The following is a 19,082-nucleotide window of genomic DNA, read 5'->3' on the forward strand; positions in this document are numbered from 1 at the left end:
TGAGTGAATACTCAGCGGCTTTTTTATAGCTTAATCACATAGTGGTTATTTACTGTTTAAGAAGCTATTAACCGAATCAAGCTCGCGTTTTTTTAGTGCAATACAATCAAGCGTACTTTCTTCTAGTTTACTCAATGTACGGCTGTACCCAGGCACTTCTGAAATTTTATCGTTAAAGAAGTTTTGAGTGGTTGCTAAGCTTTTGGCATCACAGCCTACGGTTGTAAAGTACGGTAAATTAGGAATAAAGAACGGCGGCAAACTTGCTGTTACTTTATCGTAATTGTTATAAACCCAATCGATAAATAATGCTTGGCGCTCTTCTGTGTAACTTTGCCCAGATAAAATAGTACGCATATCAGACGCAGTTACTTCATCAGTTAAGCTGTAAGCCAGCACTGTATTTTGTAACTCAGACTCACCAAAAAAGCCCATAGCAGCTAGCATGTTAGTGCGCACTTGAGGGTCTTTAGTCGTTTTAAATGTTGTCATGAATTGATCAAGCAAGGCTTTATCACCATGAAAAGCCGCGAGTCTTAAATAAACACCTGCTAAGTATGGGTCTACTTTTTGAGGATTAGTCAAATACACTTGCGTTTGTTCTTTGGCTTTATTGATTACGTTTTGGTCTTCGCCATCAAAGCCTAAGCGTGATATAACGGCTGCACGAAGTTGCGATACTGCACCATCTTCGTCAATTTTTGCCTCTAAACCATATTTTTTAGCAGCAGGAGTCACTGCGTCACGGATAAATGCAGGCCATAAGTCTTTATTGCTTTCATCTTTGAACGTACGTTGCTGCGATACTAAGTAGCCCAGTGCAGTATTTGCTACACGAGGGTGGCTGTCACTTACAAATACTTCAAGTGTTTGCATTAACTTGGCGGCAGAGATAACGCCAGCCTTAAGCAGTGCATCGGTGGCCGATAATAGCGCTAAACGTTCGCGGTCAGTCAGCACTGTTGGCGCGTTTTCAATTAATGCGTTAAATTGCGCGTCATCCATTACCCAGCGGTAGTAGCCAAGAGCACCTTGGTCAGGGTAAATCCACTCTGGTGCAAAATCTAAATCAAGCGTTTGGCTTTGTTTGTTTAGTAAAACACTGGCTGTTTTAACGTTGTCGCCTGCACCGTATTTAATCGTTACTGGCACATTCCAAAGTTGTGCTGGCGCATCAACACCAGCATTTACAAAGCGGCTTTGTGAAATGGTTACTTTTTTGCCTTGCTGTTTAACACTCACAAGAGGGAAAGAAGACTGCTCGATAAATGATTTTAAAACACTGGCTACATCTTTATTTGATGCTTTACCTAGTGCTTGCCATAAATCAGCCGCTTCTGCATTTTTATAAGAGAAGTCTTTTAAGTAACGCTGAATCCCTTTTTGGAACGCCTCTTGGCCAATCCAGTTTTCAACCATTGCAAGTACTGAGCTACCTTTACTGTATGCAAGGCCCAAACCGTCCATAATGTCAGCTTCGGTTTTAATTGGCTTACGAATAGGCTTAGTACTTAAGCGGGCGTCTAGTGCCATTACGTTATTTTGTGGTAAGTCTAAATGTGATTCAAACTCAGGGTTTAGCTGCTTGGTCATTTTAGCTGCCATCCAGCTTGCAAACGCTTCGTTTAACCACAGGTCATTCCACCACTTCATGGTTACCAAGTTACCGTACCATTGGTGTGCTAGTTCGTGAGCAATAATAGATACGTTACGTTGTTTCTTACTGCGTGTCGCTGCTGCTAAATCAACGAGTAAAATGTCTTCGCGGTAAGTTACTAAGCCTGAGTTTTCCATTGCGCCAAATGGGAATTCAGGCACGGCAACTGAGTCGAGTTTTTTATACACATAAGGAATACCAAAATACTCTTCTAATGCTGCAAGTACGCGCGGCATATTATCTTTAGCATATTCGGCTAAATGAATTTTACCTTGAGGAGTAATAACACGCCCAGGAATGGGCATACCTTCAATGTCTATTTCTTCAAACGGGCCAACAGCCATCGCAACTAAATACGATGGAATAGGCGGTGTTTTATCAAAAAAGTGGGTTGTCATATCACCATTTATTGTTGTTTTTAGTTCTGGTGTATTGGCATATACTTTTTGTGAACTTGGAGCCGTTATTGTTAACTGAAAAGGAATTTTATAGCTTGGTTCATCAAAAACGGGGAAGGCACGACGTGCATCACTCATTTCAAATTGGGTAAATAGGTAAGGTGTACCTTGATCCAATGTTTTGTATAACCCCACACTTTGGCGGTTGTAGGGAGCAGAAAAATCAATATTAAGTGTGTATTTACCTGGTTGAATTTTTTCATCACAGCTAAATTTAACTTTACCTGTTTTAAGTATTTCATTACTTAAGTCACAGTTTTCTTTACCTAAAAGTTGCGCCATTTTTACAGCATAATCCACACCGTTTAGCTCAATGTAATGTGTTGGTTTTAATACTTCTAAGGCAATTTCAGTCATCCCTGTGAATGTATCTTTACTTGGGTCAAGTGTCAGCGATACATTTTGCGAACTTGGTTTTGCGAGTTTTTCGATAACGAATTCGTTAGCGTTTGCTGCATTTATTGCTAGCGCAACACTCACAGTTAAGAGGCTTTTAAGAAACATAGTGATCCCTTGTTTATTGTTAGAAACGCCCAGATTTTATGGGTACAGTTTATCCTACCAGTTTTTGTGAGGCGCGTAATTGATTTAAGAAGTGGCTTTGATGGTAAATAGTAACAAAGTTTGTCAGTGACTTTCGCGTGATAGAAAACGTTGCCAGCTGAGTTGTGTATTTATAATACGTACTTGTTGAATAACCGTATTTAATAAGCTGATTTCATCAAACTGACGGTTTGGGTATTCGTTAAAACCCATTAAATAATTAAAAGCATCTTTAGAGTTAGCCTGAAGCGCATAAATACGTACTTGTTGTTCAAAGTTAAGGCGTAAGCTACTAATGGCGGTTTTCATACCGAGCTGGTCAACGTTGGGGATATCACATTTTTGCAAATAGCCGGCACGATCGCCTTCACCCGAAAACCAAATACGTACTTTTTCACTGTATCTGCCGGTTTTAGCCGGGAGGTCAAACATAAGTCGCTGGTGGTTTTTAGACTTTATAAACTCAATATAATCACTAAATCCTGCATCGATAAGTGCTTTATGTACAGGGACTAAGCGAGGCTTTATTTTACCGTGAGTATGAAAGTTAAAACATAAAATATCATCAATAATACAAAGATCATCAAGTGTTAAACAGCCTATTTCATCACTGTAAGCACCGCTGTAATAGGCTATTAATGGCAGCCAAAAGTGCCAATGTTTTGCTTGCTCGCGGGGGAGTCGAACATCACCGTATATATATCCATTATAAAGAGTGTGCAGTTCCATAGCTGAAAAAGGGCGGCGACCAAGATGGGTTTTCAACGTAATACCTTGAAAATAGTGAGATGTTTTATTTTATACCCAACTAGCACTAGATGCTAGTCGGGTTATCAGGCTTTAAGGTCCTGTGTGTAAATTATTATTCACTTAAAGCACGAGCTAAACCCGTTGGTTCAATCTCTACACATACTTGGTCATCATTCCAATTTATGCCAACTAATGCGTCGTCCTCATTTAAATCTTCAACCCATGCATCTAAAAATTCATCAAGGTTAATTTCTACCGGACTGTAATCTTTCCATTCTTCTTTACACTGCGCTTTAGCCGCTTCTTCACTTTCCCAAAGCAGTAAAACATCAGTGTCGTCAAATTGGTTTGAGTCGCACACTACAAAGCCATTATCTTCTGCGCCCAGTGCCCAAATGACTTCGCTAACACGTACTTTTTCTACGAAGTTAACTAGCTGTGATTCAATTTCAATATCGCTCATGTGTTTACCTTATTAAGTTAGTGACGAGGATTAGTTTCTATTGCTGATTGACGTTCGCTAAATTGTGCATGAAATGCAACAAGTTCACTGTACTGACTAAAGTCAGTTAATTCACGAAAGCTAATCCAATCAAGCAGGCAGTATAAACTGATGCTGAGGTATTCACAGCTTTTAAATTGTTCATCGTTTAAATGGCTGTTTAAAAAGCTTAATGTTTGTTCTATTCGCTCATTTTGCAGATTAAAAAATAATGCATCGCTTCGTGTATCTAAACCTGAGCGCTCGCATAATAGCATTTCAACAAGCGAGTCGTTGCAGGCATTAATAGTGGTAAGTAAGTGCTCTTGCGGCCAGTTTAGCTTTGATTTGCCTGTTTTCTCTAATAAGTAGCGTATTATTGAGTTTGAGTCGCTCAGTGTTAAATCACCATCAATTAAAATAGGTATTTTACGGGCTGGGTTTTTATTGGCCATTTTAGGGCGATCTTGAGCTGAAAATATGTCTAAGCTTATAAGCTCCATATTACAGTTGTTTTGCAGAGCCCATATTCTAATTCGGCGAACGTAAGGTGAGGGAACAGAACCAATTAATTGCATAATTACTCCAAAAAAAAGCCGCTAAAGCGGCTTTATTAAACGTTAATAGCAGTAAAGCTCAATTTATTCTGAACGGCTAGTAACTTCAAGTAAATGGTAACCAAATTGCGTTTGTACAGGGCCCTGTACCTGGTTTATTGGGGCAGAAAAAACCACTTTATCAAACTCAGGAACCATCATCCCTGGGCCAAACTCACCCAGAGCGCCGCCGTCTTGTCCTGATGGGCAATTAGAATGTACTTTTGCTAATTCAGCAAAGTCTTCGCCTTGTTCAATTTTTGTTTTTAAGTCTAAACATTGTGCTTCGCTGTCTACCAAAATGTGTCGTGCGCTTGCCACTGCCATAAAATCTCCTGATTATAAGTGGTGTTTTTTTAACCTAGTGTATTGCCATACTAGTTAGTTTGTACAAATTGTACCAGTATAAATTTAGATTTTAGACAGGGAATTTTCCACTGCCTTAATCATTTTTTCTGAATCTGGTTTTACTTTGCTGTTAAATCGTAAAATTGTTTTACGATCAGCAGATACTAAATATTTATAAAAGTTCCAATTGGGCGAACTTGTTTGCTCGTTTAAATGCTTGAATATAGGATTTGCATCACTTCCTCTCACTTCGCTGGTGGCGAACATAGGAAAGGTGACCCCATAATTAATAAAACAGACTTTGGCCGTTTCTTTTTCGTTATCTTCTTCTTGGAAAAAGTCATCAGAAGGGAAGCCCAATACTACAAGCCCTTCGTCTTTGTATGTTTTGTGTAGTTTTTCTAAGCTTTCAAACTGAGGGGTGAAGCCACAGTTACTCGCAGTATTAACAATTAACAGAGGTTTGTTTTTGTAGTCGCATAAATTAATGGACTCTTTAGAGCGAAGCTTTCGGATATCAACGTTAGTAAAATCGTCACAGGTTTGGGGATTTATGGCTTCATTATTTGGCTGTGTTTGTGCCATTAAAGTTGAACTACCCAGCAACACAGTAAACCCTATTATCATTTTTTTAAGCATCATATTACCTAACTATCCGATTGTTTGATTGGCTGATCATACGCTAATATGGAGGAAATTGATCAACCACTTAAATTTACTATGACAACTCGCTTAGCAACTATTGACGACCTTAATGATATTGTCGCCATTTATAATGAAACCATAGAAGGGCGAATGGTAACGGCAGATACCGAAGAAGTAACCGTTGAAGAAAAAAAAGATTGGTTTAATAGTCATACCCAAAAACGCCCAATATATGTGTATTGCGAAAACGATACCGTACTTGCCTGGGTGAGTTATAAATCGTTTTACGGACGCCCTGCTTACGACGGAACCGTGGAAATGAGCATTTACATAACTAAAAATGCACAAGGTAAAGGCTTGGGTAAAAAGTTAATGCAGTTTGCGCAATCGGAGGCTAAAAAGCTTGATATTAGCGTGTTACTTGGCTTTATTTTTAGCCATAATTTGCCAAGCGTAAAGTTATTTAAGCACTTTGGTTTTGATGTGTGGGGGGAGTTACCAAACGTTGCCGTTATGGATAATAACTTATACAGCCTAACCATATTTGGTAAGCATTTAGAATAAGTTACGCTTATTTATTGGTCATATTTGTTTACAAATAACGCACAGGAATGTGTGTTTTTTTCGTGTTTTTATACTACGCTGGTAACATATTAATTTTATTGGTTGTAAGTGTAGTTTAATGGCTAGAAAAATATTGATCATAGACAGCAGCACCATCATAGCAATGAGAGTAAAAGTACTCTTAGAGCTCATTGGATGTAATGTTGAGCTGATTCATTTCTCTATGCTTGAGATGTTTACTCACGCCGAAAATTACGATTTAGTTGTCATAGCTCACGGTGTGCCGGTTGCCCCTATCAAGCCGCTAATTGATAAACTATCTCATGGGCGTTTATTATTACTTGCCCCTAAAACCGAAAACACAGAGCAGTTAACCGCATTTGCTGGCCTAAATAAAATAGTACCTGATGCTACGGTTGTTTATCCTTTCTTCTCTAATAAAGAGATCACCTCTCTTTTAGAGAGCTTGTTAGAGCTAGACTCTAACCATATGATGCAACTGCCCACTATATTGTTGGTCGATCATATCCAAAATCGCCTTGATAATATGAAGAGCAATTTAATTGGCGCACATATTAAAACCCTTACGGCAAGCAGCTTAAATGACGCACTCACGATTGCAAAAAGTAATAAAATTGATATTTTAATCAGCGATTTTAGCCTCGGTGAAGCGACTGGTCTTCAAATATTTTCAAAATTAAAAGTGTCGCAACCAAATGCACGGTGCTTGCTTTTCACTTCCCGCCCTGACCAAGTTTCAATGATTGAAGCTATTCGCCAAGGTGTTGAAGACGTACTGATTAAACCGCTCAATGAAAATATTTTACTGCAATCAGTGCATAAGCTTTGGCAAACTGAATTATTAAAACGCCGCAATGCCGAGTTAGTTGAGCGCCTTCAAGAAACCGTCGACGCTCTAATAGAAAAAGACAGCTTGCTACAAGTTATTTATAAACACACCCCTGACGCTATCATGCTATTTAAACGCAACGGTCAAATTATTGAAGCAAATGACGCTTGCTTAAGATTGTTAGATCTACCGTTTAGCGGGCTTTCTGGTAAATCGTTATTTGATTTTTTAGATAACGATTCGATTGCTGGAATCAAAGAAAAAATTTCAACATTAAACAGCAATCGTCAGTTCAGTTACGATTTACGTCTACCCATTAAAAGCGGTGGCACAGTGCCTTTATTTGGCTCTTTTAACGAAATAGATCACCATGGTGAGATTGCACTGGCTGTAATTTTTAAAAATGTAACTCACTTAAAACAAAAAGAAGAGCTACTTCAAGAAGCTAAAGGGTTACTAGAAGAAGAGGTCAAAGCCCGTACATCGCAGTTAGAGCATGCTAAAAATGTAGCCGAAGCGGCAAATTTAAGTAAATCAGACTTCTTAGCAAATATGTCACATGAGCTGCGAACCCCCATGCACTCAATTTTAAGTTTTGCACGCTTTGGACTCGATAAGCTAGAAGCTGGCGACTTTGCTAGAGAAAAGTTACTAAAATACTTATCTCGTATCGAGTGTAGTGGCGATAGGCTGCTATCTTTATTAAATAACCTTCTTGATTTATCAAAGCTTGATGTAGGTAAATTTCCGTTTAACCCGCGCCCTCATAATTTAGAAAGTATTATTAAAACGAGCATTGATGATGTGTCGGGCACGGCGATGGAAAAACACATTAATATTATTTTTCCTGCGCCAGATTCACCGGTCATTGTGCAATGCGATGAAGAGCAAATAAATCAGTTGTTGCGCAACGTATTGGGCAATGCATTAAAGTTTAGTGAGCCCAAAAGTAACATCACGCTTAAATTAGCATCGGATGGCCAATTTGCTGATATTGAAGTCATTGATAGTGGTATAGGTATTCCTGAAGATGAGCTTGATCATATTTTCACAAAGTTTGTGCAAAGCAGTAAAACAAACAGTGGTGCGGGCGGTACGGGGCTAGGCTTAGCACTTTGCCGAGAATTTGTATCGTTGCATCAAGGTCAAATTAGCGCGTGTAATAATACCAATGGTGGTGCCACAGTTCACATAAAATTACCACTTGAAATAAATTTAGACGAACACCTAGTCGATGAATAAAAGTACGCTAAAACAGTAAGTTGTTTATGTTAATACAATTTATTTTTGAATTTAAAAGGATGATTTAGTTATGGCTTTAACAAAAATACTAGCAGTAGATGACGAGCCCTTTAACCTTGAGATAATTGAAGAAATTTTAGAAGACTTAGATTTTGAGTTAAGGCTAGCCAACAGTGGCTCTGAATGCTTGGATATGGTTGAGGACTATATGCCTCAAGTTATTTTACTTGACGTAAGCATGCCGCAGATGAGTGGTTACGAAGTGTGTAAAACGCTTAAATCAAACCCAAGTACCGCACATATTATTGTTATGTTTGTATCTGCAAGAGGAACTGTGGAGGAGCGCATGGAAGGCTACTCAGCCGGCGCTGAAGATTACATAGTAAAACCATTTGGGCATGATGAGCTTAGATCTAAATTAAAAAATCTAAACCAAGTATTAGTAGAGAAACAAAGCCTAGAAAAACAAGTAGAAGCGGCAACTTCAACCGCGTTCAATGCAATGGCTAACAGCAGCGAAATGGGGCAAATAGTCAACTACGTAGAAAGCATAGCACTCATAACTAACCCAGACGATTTAGCAAAAGCACTTATTGATTGCCTACAATCTTTTGATTTACAAAGTAATGTAGAATTTAGATACGACTCTATTGTTAAACATTATGCTCTACATGGTGTTTGCTCGCCTATTGTGATCGAGTTATTTGAAATGCTTAAAAACAAAGGCCGTTTGCATGAGTTTTCGCAGCGCTTATTAGTTAACTACGAGCTAATTAGTTTACTCATCTTAAACATGCCAGGACACGATCCTGATAAACACGGCAGAATACGCGATCACGTGTGCTTTATTGTTAGTGTTACAGAACAGCAGTTACGCGCCATAATAACTAAGAACTTATTAGATGCGCAGCAGGTAAAACTAAACGCAGTAGCAAGTACAGTACACAGTAAATTTCATGGTTTGATAGATTTACTTAATGAAAATCGCTTAAACAACGAACAAGTATTTAAAAAACTTCAGGAAGAGCTTGAGGTTAGAATTCCAACAATGGGTTTAGACGAAGACCAAGAAATTTTTATCTATAAAAAAGTAGATGAAACAATTCAAAATTCAGTAGCCCGCGAGGAGTCTGTTATTCAGGTAAAAGAGGCGTTCGCAGACATTGAAAGAGAGCTTTCGATACTGTTAAACCATAGCCAATAATAAACACATAGACTTACTTTTAGGGCTTGTTTGCCATTAATATAGGGTTTACCGCCCTATAATGGCGAATAATCACACTCCAATAGCTCTGATTTGCTTTAGTACTAAATAGGCTTCTATGAATTTATGCATCTCGTGGTAAGCCTTTTTCCACTATCCTAATAAGTCTTTGCGTTTTTCTAAGTGAGGGTTGTTTATTGTTTTGCTGCTCCAGTGCCCATTGAATATGCTCTTTTACTAGATCACTACAACCATCAATTTTTTGTTCTAACGCGCTAATAATGTCAGGGTCAAAGTTTGCATTACCTAAACCAACGGCTAAATTACGTAACCAACGTTCATGTCCAATTCGGCGAATTGGGCTGCCTTCGGTATTTTTTAAAAATGTAGTTTCATCCCAACTAAACAGCTCAAGCAAGTCTTTGTCTTTTAACTGCGTGCGCGGATGAAAGTCTTGTTCGTCGGTTATTTGTCCATAGCGGTTCCACGGGCAAACTAATTGACAATCGTCGCAGCCATAAACTCGGTTACCTAATAAAGTTCTGTATTGCTCAGGAATAGGGCCTTGGTGTTCTATTGTTAAGTATGAAATACACTTACGGGCATCAACCACATAAGGTTCTACAATTGCACCTGTAGGACATAAGGTTATGCAGGCTACACACTTACCGCAGCCTTCAAAGGTATTTTCATTATCAACAGGTAAAGGTAAATCAATAAACAATTCACCTAAAAAAAACCACGATCCAGCTTCTTTGTTTATTAGTAATGAATGTTTGCCACGCCAGCCCAGCCCCGCTTTTTCAGCCAATTGGCGCTCTAATACAGGGGCTGAATCAACAAAGGGTCTAAAACCATATTCACCTACTTCTTGTTCTATTTTTTGGCCGAGCTTTTTTAATCGATTACGAATTAATTTATGGTAGTCTCGGCCAAGTGCGTAACGGCTAATATAGGCTTTTTGTTTGTTTTTTAATGTTTTAGCAAAGCCAGCATCGGGGGGCAGGTAGTTCATTTTTACCGATATAACACGTTGTGTGCCGGGAATAAGCTCGTCAGGGCGAGCGCGTTTCATTCCATGTGCCGCCATATAATCCATTGAGCCATGAAACCCGGCGTCAAGCCAACGCTGAAGCTGTTGTTCATGCTTACTCAAATCTATATCAGTGATCCCTACTTCGCTAAAGCCGAGTTCTTTTCCCCATGCTTTTATTTGCTGGGCTAATTTAGGGTAGTCAGGAGTTAGGTTGCTCACACATATTCACGCATATTAAATAATCGCCCTGTAATTTAGCATAATTACAGTGGTGTGTTGAGGTTTACGCATCAATAGGTGTTTGAGCGTAAACCGCGTTTATGATAAAAATTAAAGTACAAAGCGCTTCAATTGCTGCTGTGTTTGTAAGCTTAACTCTTGCGACAATTGACTGTCGGCAAGAGCGGTGTCTATTTGCTGTTTAGCCTGCTCGCCTAATTCAACAATTTGCTCTACCGATTGATGGGTTAAATTTTGCGTATCTTCTAGTAAATGTACGGCGCTGGCAATTTGCTGTAATTGCTGTTGATTACTCTCAAATTCATTAAGCATTTTACTAAACCCTTCAGAGGTTGAACAAATTGAGCTTTGTGCATTTTTAGAATGGTTAATAAGTTGCTCTGACTCTTTATTTGTTTCACTTACTAGGTCGTTCATTTGGGTTATAAAATCACTGATTTGGCGAGTAGCTCCACTTACTTTAACCGAGAGGGTACGTACTTCATCAGCAACAACAGCAAAACCACGCCCAGCTTCTCCTGCTCGCGCAGCTTCTATCGCGGCGTTAAGCGCGAGTAAGTTAGTTTGATCAGAAAACTCCTCAACCATTTTTAAAATACTGCGAATATTCTCACTGTTTTCCTTCAAGCCATCAACGGTGCTCGCAAAACTGCCTAACATATCAGTTATTAACTGCACTTTCTCAACCAGAGAACTCAGATCTTGAGCTGAGAGTTTTACAAAGGCTAAGTGCTCATTATTTACAGTATGAACACTGTCGGTATTGCCCACAATATTTTGCAAGCTTTGTGTTATTTGGTTACTGGCATCAATAATTGTATGACTTAAGGTAATTTGCTGTTCGCTCGAATTTTCCGTACTTTGCATTGACTCAGTTGCGGCTTTATTACTTTGTGCGCTGGCTTCAGCGCTTGTGTAAGTCGTGTTAAGTAATTGGCTTAAGTGGCTTGTAAAATCGTTATATTGCGTACTTAACGTTTTAAATTCGTCGTATGAAAAATGCGGAAGTTTAGCGTTTAAATTGGCATCTTGTTGATTAATTTTAATAAGTGTATCGCACATAGCTTTTACAGGGCGAACAATCAAAAAGCGCATGTAAAAAAGCGTAAACGCAAAGCCTGAAATAATAACCAAGGTTAGTAGCCAAAAAAGGCCAAGATTTTGTTGCTCACTTAAGCTGTCATAAAGCCAAAACAAAGTAATAGCTTGAAACAAAAAAACAAAACTTAAGTTACCAATAATTTTACGCGTTAGAGTAAAAAAGAATGTTTGTTCGATGTAATTATAAATTTTCATTAAGCCACTCATCTTGCTTAAACCTATGTTTGAACGCTTTTACACAGGCATTTGCAAGGTATAAGCGACTCTATTTATCAGCTAACGATAGCAAATATGCCTTGGATTGCATGGGAAAGTTAGTAAAAATCCCGTCTAAACCGAAGTCACGCATAAGTGCAATATCTTGTTGTTTATCGACTGTATAAGCGTAAACTTCAAGCCCGCGTTTTTTAGCATCATCTACAAACGCTTTGTTAATAAAATTTTTATCTACATGCACACTAAATGCATTTAAGTCTTGTGCAAACTTTGCATAATTAATTGGAATAGAAGACGTTAAAGCGCCTATTTTTAACCAGGGTAAACGCTTTTTAAGCCATTGTAATTGATGATGATCAAACGATGATACTAAAATATTAGCACATGAAATGGTTCCCGCACTGATATTACGTTCAAGCTGGTCAGCAAACTTTTCAAGTTCAAAGGTATGCTTAAGTTCTAAATTAAGTAAGGTTTTATTGTTATTCCAATCAAATAACTGTTGTAGCCTTGGTATACATTCGCCATTACCCGCATCAAGCTTTGTAAGGGTTGCTGCATCAAACTCACTAACTTTGCCTTTTCCGTTGGTGGTTCTGTCTAGCCACGAGTCATGTATTAGCATGTAATCATCGGTAGCGCTTTGAATATCTACTTCAATGCCGTCTACACCCATATTTAAGGCTTCTAAAATGGCGCTTTTCGTATTTTCGGGAAAGTGCCCGCTAGCACCCCTGTGTGCAAAAATTTTCATTGTCGAGCCTTCTTGGTTATTGACCATGTTTCAAAGCATGCAGCGCTTACAATAAGTGCGCCGCCAATCAGGGTCATTAATGTTGGGCGTTCGTGAACAATAATAATAGCCAAAATAGTACCGTACAACGGTTGTAAGCACGAAATTAGCCCTGCCGTTGCGGCTGATAAATTTTTGAGGCTTGCTGCAAATAGCGAGTGGGGTGTAGCGGTAAATATAATGCCAGCGACGGCAATTAATATAAGATCTTGATTACTCACCTCGTACACAGGTACTTCAATAAATGCGCACAGCATTATGCTCGCTACCAAGGTTTGGTAAAACATCGTCTGTGGGCCGCCGTATTGGCTAAAATAGCGTTTGTGAGTAATGTTTCTGACAGAGAAAAACAACGCAGATACCACGCCAGTAATAACACCAAGTGTTACATCGTCACCTAAATCAGCACTTGGTACTAATAAATAAATACCCAAAACAACTACACCAGCGCTTATTATATCTTTTGCTTGAGGTTTACTTTTATTAAATAAAGGCTCTAAAAAAACGGTCATTACTGGATAGCTAAAAAATGCAAGCATACCAATGGTTATGCCTGCCATTTGCATACCTGCAAAATAAGTCACCCAATGTAGCCCTACTGTAACACCTAAAAATAAAGCAATAAGGTAGTCTTTGGGATTGTTTAACTTAATTTGTTTTTTCCCGAATGAAAGCATTGCCAATATTGCCATACCAGCAATAGCTGTTCGGTAAACTGTAATATCCAGAGCATTTAAACCAATGAGTTTGGCAAAAAGGGCGGTTCCCCCAAAAAGTAACACGGCAATATGTAGGTAAATTAAGCTTTGCTGTTGTGGCTGCATTTAAACATCATCTCCTTTTTTTAATATGTTATCACCGAGGGGGTGTCAACAAGATGAATTTTTTGAAACATGACAAATGTCAGCAAAGTTAATGACACTTCACACTCTTATTATTTTTATGTATTGGCATAGTTATCCTACTTAACAGGAGAGTGCTATGAATAGTTTAGTTTTAATGAGTCTTGATATTAGCGAGTTTTTTGATTCGCTTAATTTTACTATTAATTACATTGATTATTTTATGCTGATAAGCATTTTTGTGGTATCTATATTTATTAATAAAAAGAGTGCTTTAAATAAAAATAATACACCAGAGGTGCTAGCATGAGTTCGCAAAGTAGCTTTTCTCAACAAACGGATAAAACGTTTTGGAAATACGGCCATTTAATTTTTACAGGCTTTTACTTACTGCCATTAATTATTAATTTTGACCAATTTACAAAAAGCCAAATGGGCCTATGTTTAGCTTTTTATATTGCCTTTATTATCTTGTATGTAAAAGCAATTAACTGCGATAACACAAAAATAACCACCTTATTTTTAGCCTTGCTCGCTATTTGTTTTAGCGCCACTTTTTTTACCTCTGGCACACCTACCTTATATGGCTTTGTTGCCTATGTAGCTGGGTATAGTTATAACTTAAAACAGCGGTTTTATGCTGCATTAGCCATTGTGGTGGCGCTTTTTACAAGTTCGTATTTAAGCGATATGGGAAAGCTTCAATACTTTTTGGCTGTTGCCTTAATATTATGTGCCGCCTTATTTAGTTATGGAATTGCAGCAAAAAGAGAACGCGACCATAAAAAGCGCGAGCAAGAAAGTGCAAACCAATTAGAGCAATTAGCTGCTATTGCTGAGCGTGAACGTATTGCGCGTGACCTACACGATATTTTAGGCCACTCACTATCATCTATTGCATTAAAGGCCGAGCTGGCTAATAAGCTAAACCAAGGTGAGCGCTACGAGCAAGCAAACAACGAAATAGCCCAAGTAGCAGACCTTGCAAGGCAGCTACTTAGCGATGTACGCAGTGCCGTAAGCGACTTAAAAGAGCTTAATTTGGTAAGCCAAGTTGCCCAGTTAAAACAACGGTTATTAGAGCAAGATTTTAATATTACGTTTAACGTTGAGTTATCTGTGCTACCTGCCAAGGTAGAGGGCATTGCTAGTTTAATAATTAAAGAGTCAGTCACTAACTTACTACGCCATAGTTCAACTAAAAACAGCGCTATAACAATTAAGCAAACACCTCAGCAATTACTTATTGAAGTAATAGATAATGCACCCTGTGGCAGGCTCGAGGCAGGCAACGGTTTAAACGGTATAAAAGAACGAGCAGAGCAAATACAAGGTAGTGCAACTTTTACCTGTGGTGAACAATTTACATTAAACGTAGTACTGCCAATTTCATCTGAGGATTTACAATGATCAAAATATTTTTAGTGGAAGATCAGGCGCTGGTGCGTGACGCTGTTAGTGCACTACTTAGCCTAGATTTTAATATTGACGTAATTGGTCAAGCAAGTAACGGGCTAGATGCCCTAAATGCTATTAATGCGTTTGATGAAGATGCAATGCCAGATATTATTTTAACCGATATTGAAATGCCTAAAATGAACGGCATCGAACTTAGTGAAAAAATAGCAATGCAATTTCCGGCTATAAAAATGGTGATCATGACCACGTTTTCACGCGCTGGGTATATTAGGCGGTCGTTAAGTGCCGGTGTTAAAGGATTTATATTAAAAGAAGCCCCGAGTGACGAGCTAATCAACGCACTCAAAAAGGTAATGCAAGGACAAAAAGTGATTGACCCAGAGCTTGCAATTAACGCTCTAGACGATGCCGATCCACTTACCGACAAAGAGCGAAAAGCATTAAAGCTTGCAAGCGATGGACTTAAAACGAGCGAAATAGCCACACAGTTATTTATAAGTGAAGGCACAACGCGTAACTACCTGTCAGACGCAATTGCCAAACTTAATGCAACAAACCGAATCGACGCAGCACGTATAGCTAAACAAAAAGGGTGGTTATAAACACATGTGATTAAGGTTTATAAATTTAACACAAACCCTTACTATGTTAGTTATAACAACAAAAGTAACGAACAACGCTTAAAGTAAGCCTAAAATTCGTAAAAAGAGGGTTAAATGGCAAATTTAATAGATTTAACAGTAAAAAACAGTGTCGCAGTTTTAACAATGAACACCGCAGAAAATCGACACAATCCAGCGTTTTTGGCTGAATTTAATTTACACCTTGATCATATAGAGGCTGATAAAAGCATTCACTCGGTGGTACTTACCTCAGCAAGCGACAAAAGCTGGTCGCTGGGTATTGACCTTGAGTGGATGGCAAACCCAAGCATTTTACCAGCGGCTATTTCTGACTTTATGTTGCAAATAACACAGTTGCTACAACGTATTGTTACGTTTCCTATGCCTATTATTGCAGCCCTCAATGGTCATACTTATGGTAATGGAGCCGTGCTTGCCTGTGCCTGTGATTTTAGATTTATGAAATCAGACAAAGGCTTTTTTTGCTTTCCTGAAGTGGATGTACTGGTGCCTTTTGTACCGTCTATGTTTCCTATTATTAATAAAGCGATACCGCAAACCTTCTTTAACAGGCTAGCAATGACGGGCGAACGGGTGGGTGCACAACAACTGTTTGAGAACAACGTTATAGAAGCTGTATTTTCTAACAGTGACGAACTGCAAGCCGGTGTACTTGAATTTGCAGCGCAGTTTAATAAAAACCGTTGGATTTACGCTCAAAACAAATCGCAAATGAACAAACACATCTTGCAAACTATTAAAGAAGAAGACCCCGCTTTTATCGATAACGTCAGTAAAATGTTATACAAAAATCTTCATAAAACTAAGTAATGGCTTAGTCACTGATGCAGCTTAATCACAATGACACAATTAAGCTGCATAATTAAGGACATATTAAGGCCCTGTACGCTAAGTTTAAAAAGCTAAATAACCGATAGGTGAGCTTTGTTTAAATATTAAGTGCTTTTACCTGTCTCATTTTACGTATATGGGTTAAAATAACCTTCATAACCAACTAACAAGATAGTGAATGTCAAACCAAGATCCAAATCTCAGTCGAGAACAAGAAAAGTACGAAAACCCCGTCCCTAGCCGTGAGTTTATACTTACTCATCTTCAAGAGCGTTCAAAACCAGCTAACTACGCACAATTATGTGAAGAACTAGCCGTTAATGATGAAGAGCGTCAAATTGCATTTAAACGTCGCCTTCGTGCCATGGAGCGTGATGGTCAGTTATATTTTAATAAATTTAAATGCTATGCACTTATTGACGAAGCCGGTTTAACCAAAGGTAAAGTAATAGGCCACAGAGACGGTTTTGGCTTTTTAGAAGTTGAAGGCGAGAGCAAAGATTGGTTTATTGCCAAACATCAAATGAACATGGTGTTACATGGCGACATTGTACTAGCTAAAGGTACAAAGCGTGGCTCTGGCTCAAAATGCGATGCCCGTATTATTAAAGTGCTTACCAACGAGCGCGCCCCTATTGTAGGGCGTTATTTTGTTGAGCATGGTGTTGCAGTTGTAGTCGCTGAAGATCCGCGTATTACGCAAGACATCATGATTTTACCAGGCAACGAAAACGGTGCCCGCCACAACCAAATGGTGCAGGTTAAAATCACTCAAAACCCTAGCCGCAATATGAACGCAGTAGGTAAAGTGGTTGATGTACTAGGTGAGCATTTAGCGCCAGGTATGGAAATTGAAGTTGCCCTTCGTAATCACGACATTCCGCATGTTTGGCCAGAAGACGTTGACGCACAAGTCGCCCACTTAGGCGAATTTGTAGAAGATGCAGACAAACAAGGCCGCGTAGATTTACGCGACTTACCGCTTGTTACGATAGATGGCGAAGACGCCCGCGACTTTGACGACGCAGTGTACTGTGAGCCTAAAAAATCAGGCGGTTGGCGTTTATGGGTTGCTATTGCCGATGTGTCGCATTATGTAGGCATGAATACACCACTTAACAAAGAAGCCATCGCACGTGGTAACTCAGTGTATTTTCCTGAGCAAGTTATTCCAATGCTACCAAAAGTACTGTCTAACGGGTTGTGTTCGCTTAACCCTAAAGTAGACCGCCTTTGTATGGTTGCTGAAATGACCGTATCAGCGGCAGGTAAATTGTCGGGTTATAAATTTTACGAAGCGGTGATGAATTCTCACGCCCGTTTAACTTACACTAAAGTAAACGCCATTTTACAAAATGACGAAAAGCTTCGCGAAGAATACGCACCCGTAGTGCCACATTTAACTGATTTACAGCAAATGTACATGGCGCTTAAATCAGCACGCCAAGAGCGTGGTGCTATTGAATTTGAAACACTCGAAACACGCTTTGTATTTAATGCACACCGCAAAATAGAGTCTATTGTGCCTGTTATCCGCAACGACGCGCACAAACTCATTGAAGAATGTATGATTTTAGCCAACGTGTCAGCGGCTAAATTACTCGAAAAGCACGAGGCCAGTGCACTTTACCGTGTGCATGATGAACCCGACAGTGAAAAGCTAGGTAACTTTACACAGTTTTTAACTGAGTTAGGGATTCAGAGCACATTAGGTGACGAACCAACGCCTAAAGAAATTACGCAAATATTAGCTAAATTAGGCGAGCGCCCAGAGGCCGAGCTTATTCAAACTATGCTGCTGCGCTCAATGAAACAAGCGGTTTATCAGCCAGATAACATAGGTCACTTTGGTTTAGCGTTATCGGCTTATGCACACTTTACATCGCCTATTCGTCGTTACCCAGATTTAGTTGTACACCGTGCAATTAAAGCGGTACTAAAAGCACAGGGCCAACAAACGTCAGGCGCATACGCGTACACTGACGATGAAGTAGATCAATTAGGCGAGCAGTGTTCAACCACTGAGCGCCGTGCAGACGACGCGACTCGCGAAGTAGCCGACTGGCTTAAATGTGAGTTTATGCAAGACCACGTTGGCGATGAGTTTAACGGGGTTATTTCGTCGGTTACAAACTTTGGTTTATTTATACGATTAGACGATTTACAAATTGATGGTTTAATTCACGTTACTAATTTAGGCGACGAGTTTTTTGCACATGATGCTGCAAAACATTGCCTGATTGGTGAACACAGCCACACCGTTTACCGACTTGGCGATAAAGTAACGGTGCAAGTTGCCTCAGTCAGTTTAGACGACCGCCGTATAAACTTAGTACTTAAAGGCGATGTAGCACAAGATAGGTATTCACGCCGTCGTGCACCTAAAGGTAAAGGCCCTGCGAGTGTACGCTCACAATTAAAAGCAGGCAAAGTACCGGGTAAAAAGTCAGACGACAAGCCAAAAGGTAAAAAAAAGCCAGCCGGTAAAGGCAAAGCTGCTGGTAAGTCGGCGGTTAAAGCCAGCGAAGGCACCGCAAAGAAAAAACCGAAAAAGAAATCGGCTAAAAAGCCTAAAAGACCAGGCAAAAATGCCCGTAAACGTACAAGCCCAGGAGCATAAAA

The 19,082-nt window shown here is 39.3% G+C and carries 18 protein-coding genes; 8 read left to right on the forward strand and 10 right to left on the reverse strand.

What is annotated here, in order from left to right; translation table 11 throughout:
• Nucleotides 1-45 precede the first annotated feature (45 nt).
• From RF53_RS01400 to RF53_RS01425, 6 genes are all read right to left on the reverse strand, one after another.
• Nucleotides 46-2,619: a M1 family metallopeptidase gene (locus RF53_RS01400; protein ID WP_039036388.1), complete on the reverse strand. Its 2,574-nt coding sequence runs from the start codon at nt 2,617-2,619 to the stop codon at nt 46-48.
• A gap of 123 nt (nt 2,620-2,742) precedes the next feature.
• Entirely contained in the window at nt 2,743-3,423 is a 681-nt protein-coding gene (locus RF53_RS01405) for a hypothetical protein (RefSeq protein WP_039036389.1), read from the reverse strand.
• Nucleotides 3,424-3,520: 97 nt separating this feature from the next.
• The gene (locus RF53_RS01410; protein WP_006794081.1) at nt 3,521-3,871 is read right to left on the reverse strand and encodes a DUF2750 domain-containing protein; all 351 of its coding nucleotides are present in this window, start codon (nt 3,869-3,871) and stop codon (nt 3,521-3,523) included.
• Nucleotides 3,872-3,888: 17 nt separating this feature from the next.
• Nucleotides 3,889-4,467, reverse strand: a complete 579-nt coding sequence (locus RF53_RS01415; protein WP_039036390.1) for a glutathione S-transferase family protein — start codon at nt 4,465-4,467, stop codon at nt 3,889-3,891.
• 63 nt (nt 4,468-4,530) lie between these two features.
• Nucleotides 4,531-4,812: a peptidylprolyl isomerase gene (locus RF53_RS01420; RefSeq protein ID WP_006794083.1), complete on the reverse strand. Its 282-nt coding sequence runs from the start codon at nt 4,810-4,812 to the stop codon at nt 4,531-4,533.
• Nucleotides 4,813-4,896: 84 nt separating this feature from the next.
• Complete coding sequence (locus RF53_RS01425; RefSeq protein ID WP_039036391.1) at nt 4,897-5,472, reverse strand: glutathione peroxidase; 576 nt, start codon at nt 5,470-5,472, stop codon at nt 4,897-4,899.
• Nucleotides 5,473-5,553: 81 nt separating this feature from the next.
• Between RF53_RS01425 and RF53_RS01430 the strand changes: the two genes are divergently transcribed.
• From RF53_RS01430 to RF53_RS01440, 3 genes are all read left to right on the forward strand, one after another.
• Nucleotides 5,554-6,042 carry a GNAT family N-acetyltransferase gene (locus RF53_RS01430; protein WP_039036789.1) on the forward strand — a complete coding sequence of 163 codons (489 nt, stop codon included), beginning with the start codon at nt 5,554-5,556 and terminating at the stop codon, nt 6,040-6,042.
• A gap of 118 nt (nt 6,043-6,160) precedes the next feature.
• Complete coding sequence (locus RF53_RS01435) at nt 6,161-8,134, forward strand: ATP-binding protein (protein ID WP_006794086.1); 1,974 nt, start codon at nt 6,161-6,163, stop codon at nt 8,132-8,134.
• Between the two features lie 70 nt (nt 8,135-8,204).
• On the forward strand, nt 8,205-9,338 hold the full coding sequence (locus tag RF53_RS01440) for a response regulator (protein ID WP_039036392.1): 1,134 nt from the start codon (nt 8,205-8,207) through the stop codon (nt 9,336-9,338).
• A 124-nt stretch (nt 9,339-9,462) separates the two neighbouring features.
• On the opposite strand, the gene queG is transcribed toward RF53_RS01440, so the two are convergent.
• The 4 genes from queG to RF53_RS01460 form a co-directional block, all read right to left on the reverse strand.
• Nucleotides 9,463-10,593 carry a tRNA epoxyqueuosine(34) reductase QueG gene (gene queG, locus RF53_RS01445; protein ID WP_039036393.1) on the reverse strand — a complete coding sequence of 377 codons (1,131 nt, stop codon included), beginning with the start codon at nt 10,591-10,593 and terminating at the stop codon, nt 9,463-9,465.
• Between the two features lie 111 nt (nt 10,594-10,704).
• On the reverse strand, nt 10,705-11,922 hold the full coding sequence (locus RF53_RS01450; protein WP_039036394.1) for a methyl-accepting chemotaxis protein: 1,218 nt from the start codon (nt 11,920-11,922) through the stop codon (nt 10,705-10,707).
• Nucleotides 11,923-11,980: 58 nt separating this feature from the next.
• Nucleotides 11,981-12,685, reverse strand: coding sequence for a glycerophosphodiester phosphodiesterase (locus tag RF53_RS01455; protein ID WP_039036395.1), 705 nt, complete (start codon nt 12,683-12,685; stop codon nt 11,981-11,983).
• Nucleotides 12,682-13,548: a DMT family transporter gene (locus RF53_RS01460; RefSeq protein WP_039036396.1), complete on the reverse strand. Its 867-nt coding sequence runs from the start codon at nt 13,546-13,548 to the stop codon at nt 12,682-12,684. Before RF53_RS01460 ends, RF53_RS01455 begins: the two co-directional genes overlap by 4 nt.
• 157 nt (nt 13,549-13,705) lie before the next feature.
• On the opposite strand from RF53_RS01460, the gene RF53_RS19490 reads away from it, so the two are divergent.
• The 5 genes from RF53_RS19490 to rnr all read left to right on the forward strand — a co-directional run bounded on the left by RF53_RS19490 (nt 13,706) and on the right by rnr (nt 19,080).
• On the forward strand, nt 13,706-13,876 hold the full coding sequence (locus RF53_RS19490) for a hypothetical protein (protein ID WP_006794092.1): 171 nt from the start codon (nt 13,706-13,708) through the stop codon (nt 13,874-13,876).
• Nucleotides 13,873-14,976, forward strand: coding sequence for a sensor histidine kinase (locus tag RF53_RS01465; RefSeq protein ID WP_039036397.1), 1,104 nt, complete (start codon nt 13,873-13,875; stop codon nt 14,974-14,976). Before RF53_RS19490 ends, RF53_RS01465 begins: the two co-directional genes overlap by 4 nt.
• The gene (locus tag RF53_RS01470) at nt 14,973-15,587 is read left to right on the forward strand and encodes a response regulator transcription factor (RefSeq protein WP_039036398.1); all 615 of its coding nucleotides are present in this window, start codon (nt 14,973-14,975) and stop codon (nt 15,585-15,587) included. Before RF53_RS01465 ends, RF53_RS01470 begins: the two co-directional genes overlap by 4 nt.
• A 114-nt stretch (nt 15,588-15,701) precedes the next feature.
• Nucleotides 15,702-16,439 carry an enoyl-CoA hydratase/isomerase family protein gene (locus RF53_RS01475; RefSeq protein ID WP_039036399.1) on the forward strand — a complete coding sequence of 246 codons (738 nt, stop codon included), beginning with the start codon at nt 15,702-15,704 and terminating at the stop codon, nt 16,437-16,439.
• 199 nt (nt 16,440-16,638) lie between these two features.
• Nucleotides 16,639-19,080 (forward strand): ribonuclease R, encoded by a 2,442-nt coding sequence (gene rnr, locus RF53_RS01480; RefSeq protein ID WP_039036400.1) that lies wholly within the window; start codon nt 16,639-16,641, stop codon nt 19,078-19,080.
• Nucleotides 19,081-19,082: the final 2 nt, after the last annotated feature.

The sequence above is a fragment of the Pseudoalteromonas sp. ECSMB14103 genome (assembly GCF_000813065.1).
GTDB lineage: Bacteria > Pseudomonadota > Gammaproteobacteria > Enterobacterales > Alteromonadaceae > Pseudoalteromonas > Pseudoalteromonas marina.

Bases quoted from the DNA above. Each gene is read 5' to 3' on its own strand.
- RF53_RS01400 (WP_039036388.1), bottom strand. From the start codon at position 2,619: ATGTTTCTTAAAAGCCTCTTAACTGTGAGTGTTGCGCTAGCAATAAAT.
- rnr (WP_039036400.1), top strand. From the start codon at position 16,639: ATGTCAAACCAAGATCCAAATCTCAGTCGAGAACAAGAAAAGTACGAA.
- RF53_RS01465 (WP_039036397.1), top strand. From the start codon at position 13,873: ATGAGTTCGCAAAGTAGCTTTTCTCAACAAACGGATAAAACGTTTTGG.
- RF53_RS01440 (WP_039036392.1), top strand. From the start codon at position 8,205: ATGGCTTTAACAAAAATACTAGCAGTAGATGACGAGCCCTTTAACCTT.
- RF53_RS01420 (WP_006794083.1), bottom strand. From the start codon at position 4,812: ATGGCAGTGGCAAGCGCACGACACATTTTGGTAGACAGCGAAGCACAA.
- RF53_RS01450 (WP_039036394.1), bottom strand. From the start codon at position 11,922: ATGAGTGGCTTAATGAAAATTTATAATTACATCGAACAAACATTCTTT.
- RF53_RS01410 (WP_006794081.1), bottom strand. From the start codon at position 3,871: ATGAGCGATATTGAAATTGAATCACAGCTAGTTAACTTCGTAGAAAAA.
- RF53_RS01470 (WP_039036398.1), top strand. From the start codon at position 14,973: ATGATCAAAATATTTTTAGTGGAAGATCAGGCGCTGGTGCGTGACGCT.
- RF53_RS01425 (WP_039036391.1), bottom strand. From the start codon at position 5,472: ATGCTTAAAAAAATGATAATAGGGTTTACTGTGTTGCTGGGTAGTTCA.
- RF53_RS01415 (WP_039036390.1), bottom strand. From the start codon at position 4,467: ATGCAATTAATTGGTTCTGTTCCCTCACCTTACGTTCGCCGAATTAGA.
- RF53_RS01430 (WP_039036789.1), top strand. From the start codon at position 5,554: ATGACAACTCGCTTAGCAACTATTGACGACCTTAATGATATTGTCGCC.
- RF53_RS01475 (WP_039036399.1), top strand. From the start codon at position 15,702: ATGGCAAATTTAATAGATTTAACAGTAAAAAACAGTGTCGCAGTTTTA.
- RF53_RS01455 (WP_039036395.1), bottom strand. From the start codon at position 12,685: ATGAAAATTTTTGCACACAGGGGTGCTAGCGGGCACTTTCCCGAAAAT.
- RF53_RS19490 (WP_006794092.1), top strand. From the start codon at position 13,706: ATGAATAGTTTAGTTTTAATGAGTCTTGATATTAGCGAGTTTTTTGAT.
- RF53_RS01460 (WP_039036396.1), bottom strand. From the start codon at position 13,548: ATGCAGCCACAACAGCAAAGCTTAATTTACCTACATATTGCCGTGTTA.
- RF53_RS01435 (WP_006794086.1), top strand. From the start codon at position 6,161: ATGGCTAGAAAAATATTGATCATAGACAGCAGCACCATCATAGCAATG.